This window comes from Pseudomonas putida, assembly GCF_005080685.1.
Lineage (GTDB): Bacteria > Pseudomonadota > Gammaproteobacteria > Pseudomonadales > Pseudomonadaceae > Aquipseudomonas > Aquipseudomonas putida_V.
The window spans coordinates 2,354,095-2,369,889 of sequence record NZ_CP039371.1 but is presented as its reverse complement, the minus strand read 5'-3'; the positions used below and the strand labels follow the sequence as shown (position 1 = coordinate 2,369,889).

Here is a 15,795-nt window from a genome sequence, read left to right as displayed (position 1 = left end):
GCGACATCCATCTCATGGCCACTGGCTTGCCAGCAATGACGCCGGAACTAACACCCTCTGCCAGAGTGTAGAAAAACCAACACCCTGCTCTCGCTACCGCTGAAAAATCACCAACCTACAGCCTCAACACCCTACAAGTCGCTGTTTTAAAAGTATTTTCCCATCTGGCACAGCCCTTGCTCCTGTCCTGTCACCAGAGCTTGCCCCAACAAGCCGCCCTCACTGACCTCATCGGAGTAAGCCCTTAATGCGTTCCTCGATCCGTGGCGCCTCGCGTCCGCCCCACAAAATCTTCGCCTATAGCCTGCTGTTCCTTGCCCTCGGTGAAGCGGCCCCGCTGCTTGCCGCCGACAACCCACTGGACACGGTGGTGGTCGTCGGTAACCGCGGCCAGGCGCGTACCCTCGCCGAGAGCCCTGCCCCTGTCGATGTGATTTCCTCCAAGCAACTGCTCGCCACCGGCCAGGGCGACCTGACGAGGGCCTTGAGCAGAGTACTGCCATCGCTCAACCAACCTGCCTCATCCGGCTTCGGCTCCACGTCGGTGGTACGCCCGATCAGCCTGCGCGGACTCAATGGCGACCAGGTGCTGGTCTTGGTGAACGGCAAGCGCCGGCACAACAGTGCCCTGCTCAACAACGGCACTTACCTCAACTCCGGTTCGCAACCGGTCGACCTGGACATGATCCCCACCGCCCTGGTGGATCATGTCGAAGTGCTGCGCGACGGCGCTTCGGCCCAGTACGGCTCAGATGCCATCGGCGGCGTGGTCAACATCGTGCTGAAGCAGACCGACAACGGCGGCAGCGTCTCCACCACCTATGGCCAGAACTACGAGAACGGCGACGGCGAGACCGTGCGCCAGACCGGCAATGTCGGCCTCGCCCTGCCCAACGACGGCTTCATCAACCTTGCCCTGGACGTGAAGAAACAGAAGATCTCCGATCGCTCCGACAACGCGCCGTACACCGACAGTGCCGGTAACACCAGCCTGCAGCACACCTACTACGGCACCGGTTTGCCAGAGGCGCGCAATTTCAGCCTCGGCTACAACGCCGAACTGCCGATCAACGATGCACTGAGCCTGTATTCCTTCTCGACCTACACCCGGCGCAACTCAGAAAAACCGCTCGCGTTCCACCAGCCTGCCAGCTTCGACGGCATCGCTACGCCCTTCCCGGAAGGCGTGGAAGACACCCTACGCTTCATCGAAAACGACTTCCAGGTCGCCTTCGGGGGCAAGGGCACGGCGCTTGGCTGGGACTACGACCTGTCCAGCACCTACGGCCAGGACCACGCCGAGGCCACCCTGCGCCATACCTACAACCTGAGCTACGGCGCCGACTCGCCGACCTCGGTGGACACCGGTGTGAAGACGTTCAGCCAGTGGACCAACAACCTCGACCTGACCCGCGCCTTCGACCTTGGCCTGGCCAGGCCCACGCAGATTTCCTGGGGTCTGGAACAGCGCTACGAGAACTACAAGATCGGCAAAGGTGACTATGCCTCCTACGCAAGCGGGCCGTTCACCACGGGCGCCAGCGGCAATCCGATTGCACCGGGCACCATCTCCGGAGCCGGTACCACCCCTGAAGACGCGGCCGAGAAAGGTCGCACCAGCCTGGGCGCCTACGCCGAGGTCGGCCAGGACCTGACAGACCAATGGCATGTGGACCTCGCCGGCCGCTACGAGCATTACAACGACGGCTCCGGCACCACCACAAACGGCAAGATCTCCACCCGCTACCAATTGACCCCGATCCTGGCCGCGCGCGGCACCTTCAGCACCGGCTTCCGCGCCCCATCCCTGGCCCAGCAGATCTACAGCTCCACCTCCCAGAGCAACGTCAACGGCAACCTGATCGATTACCGCAACGTCGCCGTCGACTCGGCCGTGGCCAAGGCTCTGGGCGCTACCACCCTGAAGCCGGAGAAGTCCACCAACATCAGTGTCGGCCTGACCCTGCAACCGAGCGACAACACCTCGGTCACCCTCGATGCCTACCAGATCAAGATCAAGGACCGCATCGCCCAAACCGGCTACCTCGGCGGCACTCCGCAAATCGAGGCGATCCTCGCCGCTGCGGGTCTGGCTACCAACCAGTCGGTGACCTACTTCACCAACGCCCTCGACACAACGACCCGCGGCATCGACCTGGTGGGCGACTATCGCCAGGACCTCAAAGCCTGGGGCGGCCTGCGCTATACCCTGGGCTTTAACTGGAACACCACCGAGATTGATGACATCCATGCCTCCTCGGTGGCTCAGCAAGCCCTCGGCCCGACCGGCGGATATGACCGCCAACGCCAGGGCAACCTCAAGCACGGCCTGCCTGAATCCAAGCTGCTGCTGGGCGCCACCTGGACCTTCAAGCAACTGGAGCTGAGCCTGAACCTGACCCGCTACGGCGAGTACACCCAATACGGCACGCTTGAAGCCTACGACCGCACCTTTTCACCCGCCTGGATCACCGACCTCAACCTGGACTACCACCTCACCAAGGACCTGACGCTGACAGCCGGCGCCAACAACCTGTTCAACAAGTACCCAGAGCGTACCGGACTGCCGAGCAGTTCTGGCGCGTTCCCGTACGGCAACTTCTCGCCCTACGGCACCACGGGCGGCTACTGGTACACCGGCCTGACCTACAACTTCTGATCGACGCCCCGCCCGCCGTGTGCTCGGCGGGGCCTCCACCCCATAAACGGGAGCTTGCATTCCATGAGCCGTCGCACCGATCAACTCAAGCTGGGGGCATTCCTCGCCAACAGCGGACACCATGTCGCCGCTTGGCGCCACCCGCTCGCCCAGGCGGATGCCAGCCTGGATTTCGACCATTTCAAAGCCATCGCCCGCAGTGCCGAGCGCGGCAAGTTCGACGCGCTGTTCGTCGCCGATGTGGTCGCGCTCTGGGGCCATCACCTGGACGCCCTGAGCCGTACCGCCCGCGGTGAACATTTCGAGCCGCTGACACTGATGTCCGCCCTGGCCGCGGTGACCGACAACATCGGTCTGATCGCCACCGCCACCACCAGCTACAACGAGCCGTACCACATCGCCCGCAAGTTCGCCTCCCTCGATCATCTGTCCAAGGGCCGTGCGGCCTGGAACCTGGTGACTTCGGTAGTTTCGGACGAAGCCTGGAACTTCGGCCGGGAGACCCACATCGAGCACGCCGACCGCTACCAGCGCGCGGAAGAGTTCCATGATGTGGTCAAAGGTCTGTGGGACAGCTGGGACGACGATGCCTTCGTCCGCGACAAAGCCAGCGGCCAGTACTTCGACCCAGACAAGCTCCACACCCTAAACCACCGGGGTGAGCATTTCTCGGTCCGTGGGCCGCTGAACGTGGCGCGCCCTCCCCAGGGCCACCCGGTGCTGGTCCAGGCCGGTGCTTCGGAGTCGGGCAAGGCCTTGGCGGCAAGGGTCGCCGAGGTAATCTTTGCTGCTCACCACCAGTTGCCGGCCGCGCAGGCGTTCTACCAGGACATCAAGGGGCGTGCCGCCGCCCTGGGGCGTGATCCCGATCACATCAAGATCCTGCCGGGCGTTACCCCATTCATTGGCCAGACGCGCGAGCAGGCTCAGGCACTGTTCGACGAGTTCCAGGCGCTGATAGATCCAGTGCTCGGCCTGCGCCTGCTGGCCGATACGCTCGGTGAGGACATCGACCTGTCCGGCCACGACCTCGACGGCCCACTGCCGGAAACCCCAGCGGGCCAGCGCGGTAGCCGCCGCGAGCAAGTGCTGGATCTGGCCCGCCGTGAAAACCTGACGATCCGCCAGCTGTACCTGCGTTTGGCCGGTGGCAACCCGGTGATAGGCACCGCCGAGGACATCGCTGACAGCTTTGAAAACTGGTTCCAGGCACGCGCCTGCGACGGGTTCAACGTCTTCTTCCCGTACTTCCCCGGTTCCATCGACGTCTTCGTCGACCAGGTGATTCCGCTACTGCAGGCGCGCGGGCTGTTCCGCCACGAATACGAAGGCCGCACCCTGAGGGAAAACCTCGGTCTGCCACGCCCGGCCAACCGCTTCAGCCAGAAAGAGCAGGTGCCGGCATGACCAAGCTGCCTGCGCTTGTGCTGGCCCTGTGTGGCATGGCCGCCAGCCCGGCGTTCGCCTTGAACATCTTGCTGAGCAACGACGACGGCTACAGCCACCCGAATATCCGTGCGCTCTACAGCGCCTTGAAAGTCGCCGGACACCAGGTAAGGATCGCCGCACCACAAAGCGAACAAAGCGCCCGGGGCGGCGCTTTCCTCTATGGCCGCGAGGTCCGCGTGGGGCGCGACAGCGACCCGGCCTATCCGGACAGTTACTACATCACTACCCACGAAACCGGCCTGTGCAGCAGCGACGCCTGCGCCGGCAAACGGGTGGAGATCGAGATCAGCGGCACGCCGGTGATGGCGCTGCTGATGGGTTTGAAAAAGGTAATGCCGTCGCCGGACCTGGTGATCGTCGGGCCAAACCCCGGCAACAACGTCGGTGCCATCAACACTGCATCCGGTACTTTCAACGCCGCCAGCTTCGCCGTGCGTGCGGGCTATCCGGCGCTGGCCGTGAGTACCGACCTCAAGGACAACGACCCGCAGCGCGTTGCCGCCCACGTTGTCGAGCTCGTGGACGCTCTGGACCGCCATCGCCAGCCCAACGGCAAGCTGCTGCCGCAAGGACTCGGCCTCAACGTCAACTTCCCGGCTGGTAGTGTGATCAAGGGCGTGCGCCTGACCCATATCGGCAGCTACGTAGGCTTCGATCCCCTGTACACCGACGACCTCGCCCCCCTGTTCCCCAAGCTCGCCGGCAAGCCCGGCATCAGCTTCCAGTACAGCCCCCCCGCCACTTCAGCACAACAGGACGACGAAGCAGTGTGGTTGGCCAGGGGCTATCTGACCCTCAGTCCGTTCAACGGCCAGTTGCAGTCTTCCGACCTCTCCGGGGCGGCGCAAGCGCTGGCCGCCCTGCCCTTGCTCTCACAGGAGAAACAGCCATGAGTGGCGGATTTTCCCTCGGCTTTCTCAGCCGGGTGTACCAGCCTGAATACAACCCGCGGGTCTACCGTGAAACCATTGAACTGTTCGAGGCTGCCGAAGCACTGGGTTTCGACACCGGCTGGGTGGCCCAGCATCATTTTGCCAGCGAACAAGGCCGTCTGCCGTCGCCGCTGGTACTGCTGTCGGCAATCGCCCAACGCACCCGACGCATCGGCCTCGGCACGGCGATCATCGTGCTACCGCAGGAACCTGCGCTCAGACTGGCCGAGGACGCCGCCGTGCTCGACCTGCTGAGCAACGGGCGCTTGGAATTGGGCCTGGGCGCCGGTTTCGACCCTGACACCTTCAGCGCCTTTGGCCACGAGCACGCACAGCGCCACCGCGACTACGAGAACAATCTGAAACGGCTGCAAACTGCTCTGGGCAACGGACCACTGAATGACCAGGGGCTGCGTCTGCAACCCCAGACGCCAGGCCTGGGTGGACGCCTGTGGGAAGCGACTTCACGGGTGGAAATGGTCGCTGCGCGGGGCCATGGCCTGATCATGGCCCCCAACCCGCACCTCCCGGCGCAAGCCGGGATCGAGGCGGCACAACGTTATCGCGAGGCCTGGACCGGCGACAACGGTACCCCGCCACGTATCGCCCGGGTCCAGGGCGTCTTCCCGCTCGCCCACAGCGATGCCCTGCGCGAGGACATTCAGAGTTACCTCAAGCGCCAGCACAGCATCGGAGTCTACCAGGGCCCCCTGGACGGTGACTTCAACGAAACCTTGCAACGACTCGGCGTACTGCATGGCTCAGCGCAGCTCATCGCAGAAGGCCTGAAGGCAGGGCCGCGCCTAGGCAACCACGATCACCTGATCGTCCAGGTGCAGACCGCCAGTACACCGCTGCGCGAGGCAATTCGCGCCCTTCAGGTCATCGCCGAAGAGATCGCCCCGGCGCTCGGCTGGCGCCCTGCCGTTGCTCACTCGCCCAAGGAGCTGTCCCTGTCATGACTGCCGCGACTCCCCGCCCGCCATTCAAACTGGGCTTTCTCACCCACGCCTTTGGCGACAATTCGCAGCAGGTCTATCAAGACTTGCTGGAGCAATTCGACGTGGCCGAAGCCCTGGGTTTCGACGGTGGCTGGATCGCTCAGCATCACCTGAGCAACGGCTTCGGCCGCCTGCCCTCGCCGCTGCTGGCACTCGCGGCCGTCGCCGAGCGCACCCGCCACATCGAACTGGGCACGGCGGTTACCGTCCTACCTTTCGAAGATCCGATACGCCTGGCCGAGGACGCCAGTGTGCTCGACCAGCTCAGCGCTGGTCGCGTCCAACTGGGGCTGGGCAGTGGCGGCGCCAATCTGGACAGCTTCAGCGCCTTCGAGCGTGATGCCGGGCAGCGCCAGCAACGCTTCGCCGAGGATCAACAACAGCTGCAGGCGCTGCTCAATGGCCAGGCACTGCGTACTGACAGCCCACTGACCTTGCAACCGCCCGCACCTGGCCTGGCGAAGCGACTCTGGCATTCCCATGGCAGTGTGGGGGGAGCCCGCTATGCAGCAAGCCAGGGCAATGGCTTGCTGCTCGGCACGGCAACCCATGATCCGCTGACCGTGCAGAAACCCTTGGCCGACGCCTATCTGGATGCCTGGAACCATCCGAACAGCAAACCACGTATCGGCGTGGTTCGTGCTGTGTTCCCCGCAGCCGATCGGGCCACCGCCCAGGCCGAGTTGGCGGTGGACATCGAACGACACGTGCCGCGGCTGCAACGAGAAGGACTCATCGACCAGGCCAGCGACCTGCAGGAACACCTGCACCTGCTCAACGTCCATCACGGGCATCCTGACGAGGTGTTGCACAGCCTGCGCAACGACCCTTCACTGCTGCCCTACGCCGATTACCTGATCGTCGTGGTCCAGGCCGAAAGCTCCACCCAGGCCCAGGTACTGCAGCGCCTGCGAATCATCGCCCAGGAGATCGCTCCAGCCCTGGGCTGGCAGCCACGCTCTACCCAGTCCCAAGCAACGGTGGGATGATGGCCCATCCTTCCATCATTCTTGTTGCGCAGGCCCCGTATGGCCCTTGAGTTCAGCTGGCAGATGCCGCTTTGTAGCCCGGCGCCGACACCCGGGCAATGGATTCAGCTGGCGCAAGCGGTGGAATACGCAGGCCTGGATGGCCTGTGGATTCCAGGTGGCGGGCCCTGCGCCGACAGCCTCGGCGTTGCAGCAGCGCTGTGTGCCCATACTCGCCATGTACAGTTGACCGTCAGCGTCCCCCCGCAAGTGATGCTACCAGCCGCGCTCGCAAGCACATTGCAGAGCCTGCAATCGATCAGTGAAAAGCGGGTCCGCCTGCACTTGCCCGACGGCGAGCAGCGCAGCCTGCACAAGACCTTTGGCGAATGGCTGAACCGCGATCAACGCAGCGAGCGGATCGGCGAATACCTCGAGATCCTCAAGCGCCTGCTGAGTCCTGAAGAAGGCGGATTCAACTACAGCGGCCGATACTTCCAACTGGAAAATGCCGGCTTCGCAAAACGGCCACTGCCCGCGCCCCCTTGATCCTCGACGACAGCCAGAACACCCCGCTGATTGTCGCGCATGCCCACCAGTGCCTGCTGCGCAGCGCCCCACCCGACTGGCTCGCAGCGCAAATCCGCCGGCTGGGTGAAGCCTCCGATGGACGCTTGGCGTTTGCCTGTTCGTTCGGCTTGATCCAGGGCGATAACGAAGACCTGGCCTGGGAGGCCGCCGCCCGGCAGCTCTCAGCCAATATCCAGGCGCAGCCCAGCGCTACCCCGGTGCGCCGGCTGACCCGCAACAGTCACCCGCTGCGCCAATTCGAGATTCACCCAAACCTGCTGCAACTGGCCCCTGGCCAACCCCTGTATCTTGTTGGCACTGCACAGCAGATCGCCACTCGCCTGCAAGAACTGCATGGTCTGGGCATCGAACATATCGTCATTCAGGATCAGCCGGCGGTCAGCGACGTGCTGCGCTTCGGTGAACGTATTTTGCCCCTGCTTCGCAGCCAGGGCCTGCGCAAGGAGAGCCCGCAACATGGCCAATGAGCCCCGTGGCCCGATCGAGCTGGACTGGTTTCTGCCCACCAATGGCGATGGCCGCCACCTGACCAGCAGCGGCCTGCCCAAGGTCGGGCTGTTCCAGCAAGGCGAGCGCGAGCCCAACCTCGATTACTTGCGCCAGATCGTGCGCGCCGCCGAATTGTCAGCCTTCGACGGCATCATGGTGCCTACCGCCAGCGGGTTCGAGGACCCCTGGCTGATTACCGCGGTGCTGGCTCAAGAGGTCCGCCGCCTACGTTTTCTGCTCACACTGCGACCAGGCTTGGAACTGCCGGCGTGGAGCGCGCACCGGGCCGCCACCCTGCAACTGCTCAGCGACAACCGTCTCGACCTGCATGTGGTCAGCGGCTCCAGCCGCTTCGAGCAACGTTCACTCGGCGACTACCTGGAGCATGATGAACGCTACGCCCGCACTGGCGAATTTCTCGATGCCTTCAAGGCGATCTGGTCCGGCCGCCGTCAGCCTCACCATGGCCGCTACTACCGCAGCGATGGCGACACACCCATCGACCCGAGGGTGAAGATACCGGCCATCTACTTCGGCGGAGCGTCCAGTGCCGCCGAGGACGTCGGCGCCGCTCATGCCCAGACCTGCCTGATGTGGTGCGAGCCGCCATCGATGATCGCCGAGCGCATTCAACGCATGCGCGAACTGGCGGCCGTACGCGGTCGCACCCTGCGCTTCGGACTGCGTGTGCATGTGTTTGCCGCCGCCACTGACGACGCGGCTTGGCGACATGTGGAGCGCTTGCTGGAGGAAATTCCCAAGGACGCCATCGACAAGGCGCAGTCGCAAATGGCGGCCTACGAATCGGTGGGGCAATCGCGCCAGACCGACTTGGTCAAGGGCCGCGGCCGCGGCGCACGGGAATTGGAAGTGTCGGCCAACCTCTGGGCCGGCGTCGGTCTGGTGCGCGGTGGCGCCGGCACGGCGCTGGTGGGGAGCTACCAACAGGTCGCCGAGCGGATCGAGGAGTACCATCAGCTCGGCGTGGACTGCTTCATTCTGTCCGGATTCCCTCATCTCGAAGAAGCAATACACCTGGGCGCGGAGCTCTTGCCTTCCTTACGGCGTATGGGTGTCCAGGCTTCGTCTGCAGCTAGGAAAGATCTGCCTCTGCGCTAGGCTCAGTACGAAAAGCAATGTCGCAAACATCTCATGGAACAAGCCAGTGAGCCCTTGGCGGCATAGCTTTTCGCAAGCTTGTCGAGGAGCCTCAAGATCCGGCAATTTTATTCAGCCAGCCCAACATGCGTTCGATTCGACGGAGTGCTGACCTAGTAAGCAGCACGACCGCCTATCACTCCCCCTCAAACGCCACCTCCCGATTACGCCGCAACGCCGGCAACACCATCAAAACCACCAACCCCAACGTGGCCACCAACAACCCCAACGAAATCGGCCGCTCCACGAACACGGCAAAATCCCCCCGAGAAATCAGCAACGCACGCCGCAGGTTCTCTTCCATCAACGGCCCAAGCACAAAACCCAGCAACAATGGCGCCGGCCCCAACTTCAGCTTGGCCAGCAGATAACCCGCCACACCGAAGACCAGCATGTGCCACAGATCGAAGATCGAGTTCTGCACCGAAAACACCCCAATCGCGCAAAACACCAGAATCGCAGGAAACATCAGGCGATACGGCACCTTGAGCAACTTCACCCACAACCCGAGCATCGGCAGGTTCAAGGCCAGCAGCATCAAGTTGCCGATCCACATCGAGACGATCAACCCCCAGAACAGCTCGGGATTCTGACTGATCACCATGGGTCCTGGCTGAATGTTGTGAATCAGCATCGCGCCAATCATCATCGCCATCACCGCGTTGGAAGGTATGCCCAACGTCAGCAGCGGTACGAACGAGGTCTGGGCTGCGGCGTTGTTCGCCGACTCTGGCCCCGCCACGCCTTCCAGCGCCCCGTGGCCGAAAGCCTGCGGCGTGCGCGAGACTTTCTTTTCCAGGGCATAGGACGAGAACGAAGCCAACGCCGCGCCGCCACCTGGAAGAATGCCAAGGAAAGAACCCAGCGCCGTGCCGCGCAGGATCGGTGCCGCCATACGCTTGAAGTCTTCCTTGCGCGGCCAGAGCTGATCCAGCCCCTGGGTCACGGCGTGACGTACCTCATCGTCCTCAAGGTTACGCACGATCTCGGCGACGCCGAACAGGCCCATGGCCAGACAAACGAAGTTCAGGCCATCCACCAACTCAAGCTGCCCGAAGGTGAACCGCGCGATGCCCGAATTCACATCGGTACCGACCATGCCCAGCAACAGGCCGACCAGGATCATGCCGATGGCCTGATAGATCGAGCCGGTAGCCAGCACCACCGCGCCGACCAGGCCAAATACCATCAGCGAAAAGTAATCGGCGGGGCCGAAGTCCATGGCAAGGTCGGTCAGCGGCCCGGCGAAGGCGGCCAGCAACAGCGTGCCGACGGTGCCGGCGAAAAACGACCCCAGCGCAGCCGTGGCCAAGGCCAGACCGGCCTTGCCCTTGCGTGCCATTTGATAACCATCGAGCGTGGTGACCACCGACGACGATTCCCCCGGCAGATTGACCAGAATCGCCGTGGTCGAACCGCCATACTGGGCGCCATAGTAGATGCCGGCGAGCATGATCAGCGCACTGGTCGGTTCCAGGGCGTAGGTGGCCGGTAGCAGCATGGCGATGGTCGCCACTGGCCCCAGGCCGGGCAGTACGCCGATCAGTGTACCCAGTAAGCAACCGGTGAACGCGTACACCAGGTTTTGCAGGGTCAAGGCGGTGGAAAAACCCACCGCCAGATGATTGAGTAGTTCCATGGGGCATTAACCTAGAAAAAGAGGCCACAGCGGCATGGGCAAGCCCAGGCCAACGACGAACACCAAGGCGCAGAACACGCTGACCACGCCAGCGCTCACCAGGCTTGCCCGCCAGGTGAACTGTGCGCTGGCGCGGCTGCTGACCGATACCAGCAGGGCGGTGGCGATCAACAAGCCCGCCCACGGCAACAGCACGGCGAACAGTGCCAACCCTCCGAGCACCCAGCCCAACGGTTTCCACGCCCAGCGCTCCAGGCGTTGCCTCGGCAGTTGGCGAGACCACGCTCGGAACATGGCCCCTGCCCCCAACCCGCCCAAGCCGATGCCCAACCAGAACGGAAAGAACCCCGCCCCCATTCGCGCAGGCGTACCCAGTCCGTAGCCGTAGGCTCCCCAGGCGAACCCCAGGCCGAGCAACGAATAGAGCAGACCGACGCTGAAATCGACCTGCTGACGCGGAGCACTCATCGCTCGGATCCCCAGCGTCGATGGGCGGGGCGCGGCAGGCCCAGATGCTCGCGCAGGGTGCTGCCGCTGTATGCCTCACGGAACAGCCCGCGCTGACGCAGGATCGGCAGCACGCCCTCGATGAACAGATCCAGCCCTTCCGGGAAATGCGACGGCATCAGGTTGAATCCATCGGCCGCTTCGGTCTCAAACCAGGCAATCATCTCGTCGGCCACCTGTGCCGGGGTGCCGACCAATATCTTGTGCCCGCGTGCGCCGGCCACCAGGTTGCAGATCTGACGCAAGGTCAGGCCGTCGCGGTGGCTCATGTCCAGCAGCAGCTTGGCGCGGCTTTTCATGTTCTGCGGGAGTGGCAGGTCTGGCAGTGGCTGGTCCAGGTCGAAACCGCTCAGATCCTGCCCCAGGCGTTCGCCCACGAGTTTCAGCGCCGTGTCCAGGTCCGTCCATTGCTGCAGCCGTTCGAAACGGGCCTGCGCCTCGGCAGAGGTCGCCCCCAGGATCGGCATGATCCCCGGCATCACCAGGCAGTGCTGCGGGTCGCGGCCATGGGCGATAACCTGCTGCTTCAGATCGCGGTAGAACTGCTGCGCGCCTTCGATATCCTGCTGCGCGGTGAACACCACCTCGGCGATTCGAGCGGCCAGGCTCATGCCCGGCCCGCTGGAACCGGCCTGGATCAGCACCGGGTGGCCCTGCGGGCTACGCGACAGATTGAGCGGGCCATCGATGTTGAAGTGCTGACCGCGATGATCAAGGCGATGCATCTTATGGCTGTCCAGATACACCCCGCGACTGGCATCGCGCACGTAGGCGTCATCTTCGAAGCTGTCCCACAGTCCACGCACCACGTCCACGAACTCTTCGGCCACCTCGTAGCGCAGATCATGGTTCGGGTGGGTGGCACGGGTGAAGTTCGCCGCACTGTCGTAACCGGTGGTGACCACGTTCCACGCCGCACGCCCTTCCGAGATGTGGTCGACGGTGCCGAACTGGCGAGCCACGGTGTAGGGCTCGCTGTAGGTCGTCGATGCAGTGGCGGCCAGGCCGATCTTCTCGGTGATCGAGGCCAGCGAGCCGAGCAGGGTCAGCGGCTCGAAGCGCACGATCATCGACGGATGCTCCTGGGCGCTGGTGACCAGTTTGTCGCCGAAGAACACCATGTCCAGGCATGCCCGCTCGGCCGCCAGGGTCAGTTGCTTGATCAGCTTGAAATTTTCGCTGCCGCTCTGGGCGCCGGGATAGCGCCAGCCGCTGGCGTGGTGGCCGGCGGCCTGGATGAACAGGCCCAGGCGCATCTGTTGCAGGGTTTGGCTCATGACAATCTCAACGGTTCGTGACAAGAGGAGCGACTGCGTCGAGCAATCGCTGCAAAGAGGAAGCATCGTCCAGCAACGCGATGCCACCGAGCAGTCGGTCACCGTGCTCGGCGGTAGCGGCAGCGGCCCGCAGTTTTTCGAGGGGGTCACCGGCCTGGGGCGCGTCGGCACGGGCACTTGAACGCAGTCCCTTGGCATCGAACAGCTCGACCACGGAGAAACGGGCGAATGGCGGCTGGGTAATCGATGCGGCCTGGGCATCCACCTTCACCACCACCCTGGCCATCAGATCCGCCACGCCGGCGTCGATTTCACCCGCCTCGAATGCGCTGGCATTCAGGTGTCCATGCCACAGCGCATGCGCCACCACGTACTCGACGCTGAAGCGCCCGGCCTGACGATCCCGTGGCAACTCACGCGCGAGTGGCGTGGTCAGGCCTGGCGGGAAGGTCACCACGATGCGCTGGGTAGCGCTGGCATCGGCGCCCTGCTGTTGCCTCAAGGCCAACACAGCATCGGCGGCATGGTGAGTGGCTGCGCAGGATGCATAACGCTTGAAAATCAATCCGGGTTGGAGAATCTGCCAGGTGTCGTCCCGTGCCAGCAGGCGCTGTGGAACCGCCTGACCGTAACCATAGACGTCGAGAAAGCCGCCCTTGCCCTCCAGGCTGTCGATCGCCCCGCCCAGCCCCGCTTCGGCCAACAAGGCGCTACTCAGGCCATTGCGTGCCGCGAGTCCGGCGTGCAGCGGCTTGGCCGCACTGCCGAATTGCACGCGCAAGCCCGCAGCCTGTGTAGCCGCCAAGCCGATCGCCACTGCCAACGACTGCGCAGGCAACCCAAGCAGCCAGGCGCACGCAGCGGCGGCCGCCACCGTGCCAAGGGTGGCGGTGTTATGGAAGCCCGCTTCGTAGTGCGCGCCGCCGATGGCCAGACCCAGGCGCCCCATCGCTTCGACCCCGACCGCATACGCCGCGAGCAACTGTCGTCCGGCCAGCCCGCGGCTCTGGGCCAACGCCAGCAACGCGGGCAGCAGGACGGTGCTTGGATGACCGCGCACGCTGCGGTGCACGTCGTCGTAATCCAACGCGTGGCCGCTGTAGCCGTTGAGCAAAGCCGCCAGGGTCGGCTCAGTGGCCAGGTCACGCCCGATCACCGTCGCGGTCCCAGGCGCGGCCGACCACGCCTGCAACAGCGCATCGATCCCAGGATCGTTGGCGCCGCCGAGCGCGCACGCCAGGTAGTCGGTAAGGCCGGTGCGCGCGGCTTCGAGGACTGCGGGTTCACCAATGGGGTCCAGGCCCGCCAGTTGCTCGGCCCAGGCCAATGTGAGTGACGACGTTGCGGGTGGTTGGAGGTATGGCTGCGGGTGGGACACGGGAGCCTCTGCGTATAAAGATAGGCGAAAACGTTATAAGCTTTTTTTATCTATTGATGAAATCATCATAAATATAAATCATCTTAAACGTCTACCCGGAACGTGAGCCCGCCATGCCCTTGTTGAAAAAAATCGCCGTTGCAGCCCTGATCTCCTTGTCCGCAGGCAGCGCGCTGGCGCAGTCCTCGGACAAGCCCTACCCGGACAAGCCAATCACCTATGTCGTGCCTTACACACCCGGTGGCACCAACGACAACATCGCGCGCATCATCGCCCGCCACCTGGGCGAGCGACTGGGACAACCGGTGGTGGTGGAGAACAAACCGGGGGCGGCCGGCACCCTGGGCGCGGCCTATGTCGCGCACGCGGCAGCGGATGGCTATACCCTGCTGAACGCATCCATCGGCAACCTGGCGATCGCGCCGCAACTGGTGCCCGTGCAATTCGATCCGTTCAAGGACCTGACGCCGGTCGCCCATCTGGCCGCCTCACGCTCGGTGATCGCGGTCAATCCGAAGCTGCCGATCCACTCCATTGCGCAGCTGATCAGCTATGCCAAAGCGCACCCCGGGCAACTCACCTACGGCACCTCCGGCAACGGCACGCCGGGCCACATCTCGACCGAATACCTGAAACTGCTCGCGGGCATCGACCTGGTGCATGTGCCCTACAAAGGCAGCGCCCAGGCGTTGACCGACGCCACGGCCGGGCATATCGACCTGGTCAGCGACCCGCTGGCCAACACCTTCGTGCAGGCGGGCAAATTGCGTGGGCTGGCCTTCTTCGGCACCGATGAAGCGCCCGACCTGCCAGGCGTTCCGGCGCTGACCGAAACCTACCCGCAATGGAAGTTCTCCGGCTCGTTCGTGGCCATGGCCCCAGCAGGTACGCCGCCAGAGCTGCTGGTGACGATCCGCAAAGCCTTCGACGACGTGCTTGCCGAGCCGTCGACCATCAACGAACTGAAAGCACTGGGCATGGCGCCGCAGCGTCTTGACACCGAGCAGACCGCAGCGCTGATTCGAAGCACCCATGACCTGAGCAAGCAGATCATTGCCGAGGCGCATATCAAGGCGGACTGACACCCACAATCTTCACTGCGATCTTGGCAAGGGATCGCGGGCCGGTACTGAATAGTCGAGCACTCGCTCGACATCCTCTAGAACCAGCCACTGTCCGTTGCCGAGCTGCCAGTCGTAAAAATCCGAAAAATTGCGAAGTACCAGCGCACGTACGACCTTGGCGACGAAGCCATGAGCAACCAGCAGCAGGTGCTTTGACTTAGGTGAGCCCATCACTTCAATCAGGCCTTGATGGATACGTTGCACGACGTCCACTATCGGCTCGCCCCCCGGCGGGCCGATGTCCCAATGACGGGTGATGTTCTGCCGCCAGAGCTCGGGATAGCGCTCTTGAGCTTCTGCTTGGGTAAGCCCTTCGAAAACACCAACGTTACGCTCGCGAAACGCATCGACCACCTGCAAGGGCAAGTCGTTGCGATAGCCTATGATCGCCGCCGTCTGCCGAGCTCTCTTCAAGGGCGACACCACGATGCAGTCAATCTCCGTTGGCAGCTCCATGCGCAATGCCACGGCCTGCTCACGTCCAACCTCCGTTAACTCGGGATCTAGCGACCCTAGGTAGCGACGCTCCAGATTGGCCAAAGTCTGGCCGTGACGCACGAGATACAACCGCATAGTGACCTTCCTTCACGCCTGCCTGATTACGATTCCAAAGGCACCCGCCT

General features: G+C 63.7%; 14 protein-coding genes and 1 pseudogene. 9 read left to right on the top strand and 6 right to left on the bottom strand.

All coding sequences use genetic code 11. From position 1 onward, the window contains the following. Nucleotides 1-247: 247 nt before the first annotated feature. The 8 genes from E6B08_RS10920 to E6B08_RS10890 all read left to right on the top strand — a co-directional run bounded on the left by E6B08_RS10920 (nucleotide 248) and on the right by E6B08_RS10890 (nucleotide 9,208). Nucleotides 248-2,659, top strand: a complete 2,412-nt coding sequence (locus tag E6B08_RS10920; protein ID WP_136914006.1) for a TonB-dependent receptor plug domain-containing protein — start codon at nucleotides 248-250, stop codon at nucleotides 2,657-2,659. 63 nt (nucleotides 2,660-2,722) lie between these two features. Next, nucleotides 2,723-4,066 carry an LLM class flavin-dependent oxidoreductase gene (locus E6B08_RS10915; RefSeq protein WP_136914005.1) on the top strand — a complete coding sequence of 448 codons (1,344 nt, stop codon included), beginning with the start codon at nucleotides 2,723-2,725 and terminating at the stop codon, nucleotides 4,064-4,066. Beyond that, nucleotides 4,063-5,001 (top strand): 5'/3'-nucleotidase SurE, encoded by a 939-nt coding sequence (locus E6B08_RS10910; RefSeq protein ID WP_136914004.1) that lies wholly within the window; start codon nucleotides 4,063-4,065, stop codon nucleotides 4,999-5,001. The genes E6B08_RS10915 and E6B08_RS10910 overlap by 4 nt, the downstream gene beginning before the upstream one ends. Continuing rightward, nucleotides 4,998-6,002, top strand: coding sequence for an LLM class flavin-dependent oxidoreductase (locus E6B08_RS10905; protein ID WP_136914003.1), 1,005 nt, complete (start codon nucleotides 4,998-5,000; stop codon nucleotides 6,000-6,002). The genes E6B08_RS10910 and E6B08_RS10905 overlap by 4 nt, the downstream gene beginning before the upstream one ends. Further along, complete coding sequence (locus tag E6B08_RS10900; protein ID WP_136914002.1) at nucleotides 5,999-7,030, top strand: LLM class flavin-dependent oxidoreductase; 1,032 nt, start codon at nucleotides 5,999-6,001, stop codon at nucleotides 7,028-7,030. Before E6B08_RS10905 ends, E6B08_RS10900 begins: the two co-directional genes overlap by 4 nt. Nucleotides 7,031-7,069: 39 nt before the next feature. After that, entirely contained in the window at nucleotides 7,070-7,558 is a 489-nt protein-coding gene (locus tag E6B08_RS31320) for an LLM class flavin-dependent oxidoreductase (RefSeq protein ID WP_265411743.1), read from the top strand. Beyond that, complete coding sequence (locus E6B08_RS31315; protein ID WP_265411742.1) at nucleotides 7,555-8,067, top strand: LLM class flavin-dependent oxidoreductase; 513 nt, start codon at nucleotides 7,555-7,557, stop codon at nucleotides 8,065-8,067. The genes E6B08_RS31320 and E6B08_RS31315 overlap by 4 nt, the downstream gene beginning before the upstream one ends. Then, nucleotides 8,057-9,208, top strand: a complete 1,152-nt coding sequence (locus tag E6B08_RS10890) for an LLM class flavin-dependent oxidoreductase (protein WP_136914001.1) — start codon at nucleotides 8,057-8,059, stop codon at nucleotides 9,206-9,208. The genes E6B08_RS31315 and E6B08_RS10890 overlap by 11 nt, the downstream gene beginning before the upstream one ends. Before the next feature lie 2 nt (nucleotides 9,209-9,210). Here E6B08_RS10890 and E6B08_RS31105 read toward each other — a convergent pair. The 5 genes and pseudogenes from E6B08_RS31105 to E6B08_RS10865 form a co-directional block, all read right to left on the bottom strand. Further along, nucleotides 9,211-9,344 (bottom strand): annotated as a pseudogene (locus tag E6B08_RS31105) (IS5/IS1182 family transposase); the annotation flags it as partial. A 39-nt stretch (nucleotides 9,345-9,383) separates the two neighbouring features. Next, a complete protein-coding gene (locus E6B08_RS10880; protein WP_136914000.1) occupies nucleotides 9,384-10,886 on the bottom strand; it encodes a tripartite tricarboxylate transporter permease in 1,503 nt (500 codons plus the stop codon). A gap of 6 nt (nucleotides 10,887-10,892) precedes the next feature. Continuing rightward, the gene (locus E6B08_RS10875; protein ID WP_136913999.1) at nucleotides 10,893-11,354 is read right to left on the bottom strand and encodes a tripartite tricarboxylate transporter TctB family protein; all 462 of its coding nucleotides are present in this window, start codon (nucleotides 11,352-11,354) and stop codon (nucleotides 10,893-10,895) included. Beyond that, nucleotides 11,351-12,670 carry an LLM class flavin-dependent oxidoreductase gene (locus E6B08_RS10870; protein WP_136913998.1) on the bottom strand — a complete coding sequence of 440 codons (1,320 nt, stop codon included), beginning with the start codon at nucleotides 12,668-12,670 and terminating at the stop codon, nucleotides 11,351-11,353. Before E6B08_RS10870 ends, E6B08_RS10875 begins: the two co-directional genes overlap by 4 nt. Nucleotides 12,671-12,677: 7 nt before the next feature. Further along, entirely contained in the window at nucleotides 12,678-14,048 is a 1,371-nt protein-coding gene (locus tag E6B08_RS10865; protein WP_136913997.1) for an MmgE/PrpD family protein, read from the bottom strand. Between the two features lie 113 nt (nucleotides 14,049-14,161). Here E6B08_RS10865 and E6B08_RS10860 point away from each other — a divergent pair, with 113 nt between their 5' ends. Continuing rightward, a complete protein-coding gene (locus tag E6B08_RS10860; protein ID WP_136913996.1) occupies nucleotides 14,162-15,130 on the top strand; it encodes a Bug family tripartite tricarboxylate transporter substrate binding protein in 969 nt (322 codons plus the stop codon). A gap of 12 nt (nucleotides 15,131-15,142) precedes the next feature. On the opposite strand, the gene E6B08_RS10855 is transcribed toward E6B08_RS10860, so the two are convergent. Then, nucleotides 15,143-15,745 carry a histidine phosphatase family protein gene (locus E6B08_RS10855; RefSeq protein WP_136913995.1) on the bottom strand — a complete coding sequence of 201 codons (603 nt, stop codon included), beginning with the start codon at nucleotides 15,743-15,745 and terminating at the stop codon, nucleotides 15,143-15,145. Nucleotides 15,746-15,795 lie beyond the last annotated feature (50 nt).

Excerpts from the sequence above, each read along its gene's own strand:
- E6B08_RS10920 (WP_136914006.1), top strand. The coding sequence starts at position 248 with ATGCGTTCCTCGATCCGTGGCGCCTCGCGTCCGCCCCACAAAATCTTC.
- E6B08_RS10915 (WP_136914005.1), top strand. The coding sequence starts at position 2,723 with ATGAGCCGTCGCACCGATCAACTCAAGCTGGGGGCATTCCTCGCCAAC.
- E6B08_RS10910 (WP_136914004.1), top strand. The coding sequence starts at position 4,063 with ATGACCAAGCTGCCTGCGCTTGTGCTGGCCCTGTGTGGCATGGCCGCC.
- E6B08_RS10905 (WP_136914003.1), top strand. The coding sequence starts at position 4,998 with ATGAGTGGCGGATTTTCCCTCGGCTTTCTCAGCCGGGTGTACCAGCCT.
- E6B08_RS10900 (WP_136914002.1), top strand. The coding sequence starts at position 5,999 with ATGACTGCCGCGACTCCCCGCCCGCCATTCAAACTGGGCTTTCTCACC.
- E6B08_RS31320 (WP_265411743.1), top strand. The coding sequence starts at position 7,070 with ATGGCCCTTGAGTTCAGCTGGCAGATGCCGCTTTGTAGCCCGGCGCCG.
- E6B08_RS10890 (WP_136914001.1), top strand. The coding sequence starts at position 8,057 with ATGGCCAATGAGCCCCGTGGCCCGATCGAGCTGGACTGGTTTCTGCCC.
- E6B08_RS10880 (WP_136914000.1), bottom strand. The coding sequence starts at position 10,886 with ATGGAACTACTCAATCATCTGGCGGTGGGTTTTTCCACCGCCTTGACC.
- E6B08_RS10875 (WP_136913999.1), bottom strand. The coding sequence starts at position 11,354 with ATGAGTGCTCCGCGTCAGCAGGTCGATTTCAGCGTCGGTCTGCTCTAT.
- E6B08_RS10870 (WP_136913998.1), bottom strand. The coding sequence starts at position 12,670 with ATGAGCCAAACCCTGCAACAGATGCGCCTGGGCCTGTTCATCCAGGCC.
- E6B08_RS10860 (WP_136913996.1), top strand. The coding sequence starts at position 14,162 with ATGCCCTTGTTGAAAAAAATCGCCGTTGCAGCCCTGATCTCCTTGTCC.
- E6B08_RS10855 (WP_136913995.1), bottom strand. The coding sequence starts at position 15,745 with ATGCGGTTGTATCTCGTGCGTCACGGCCAGACTTTGGCCAATCTGGAG.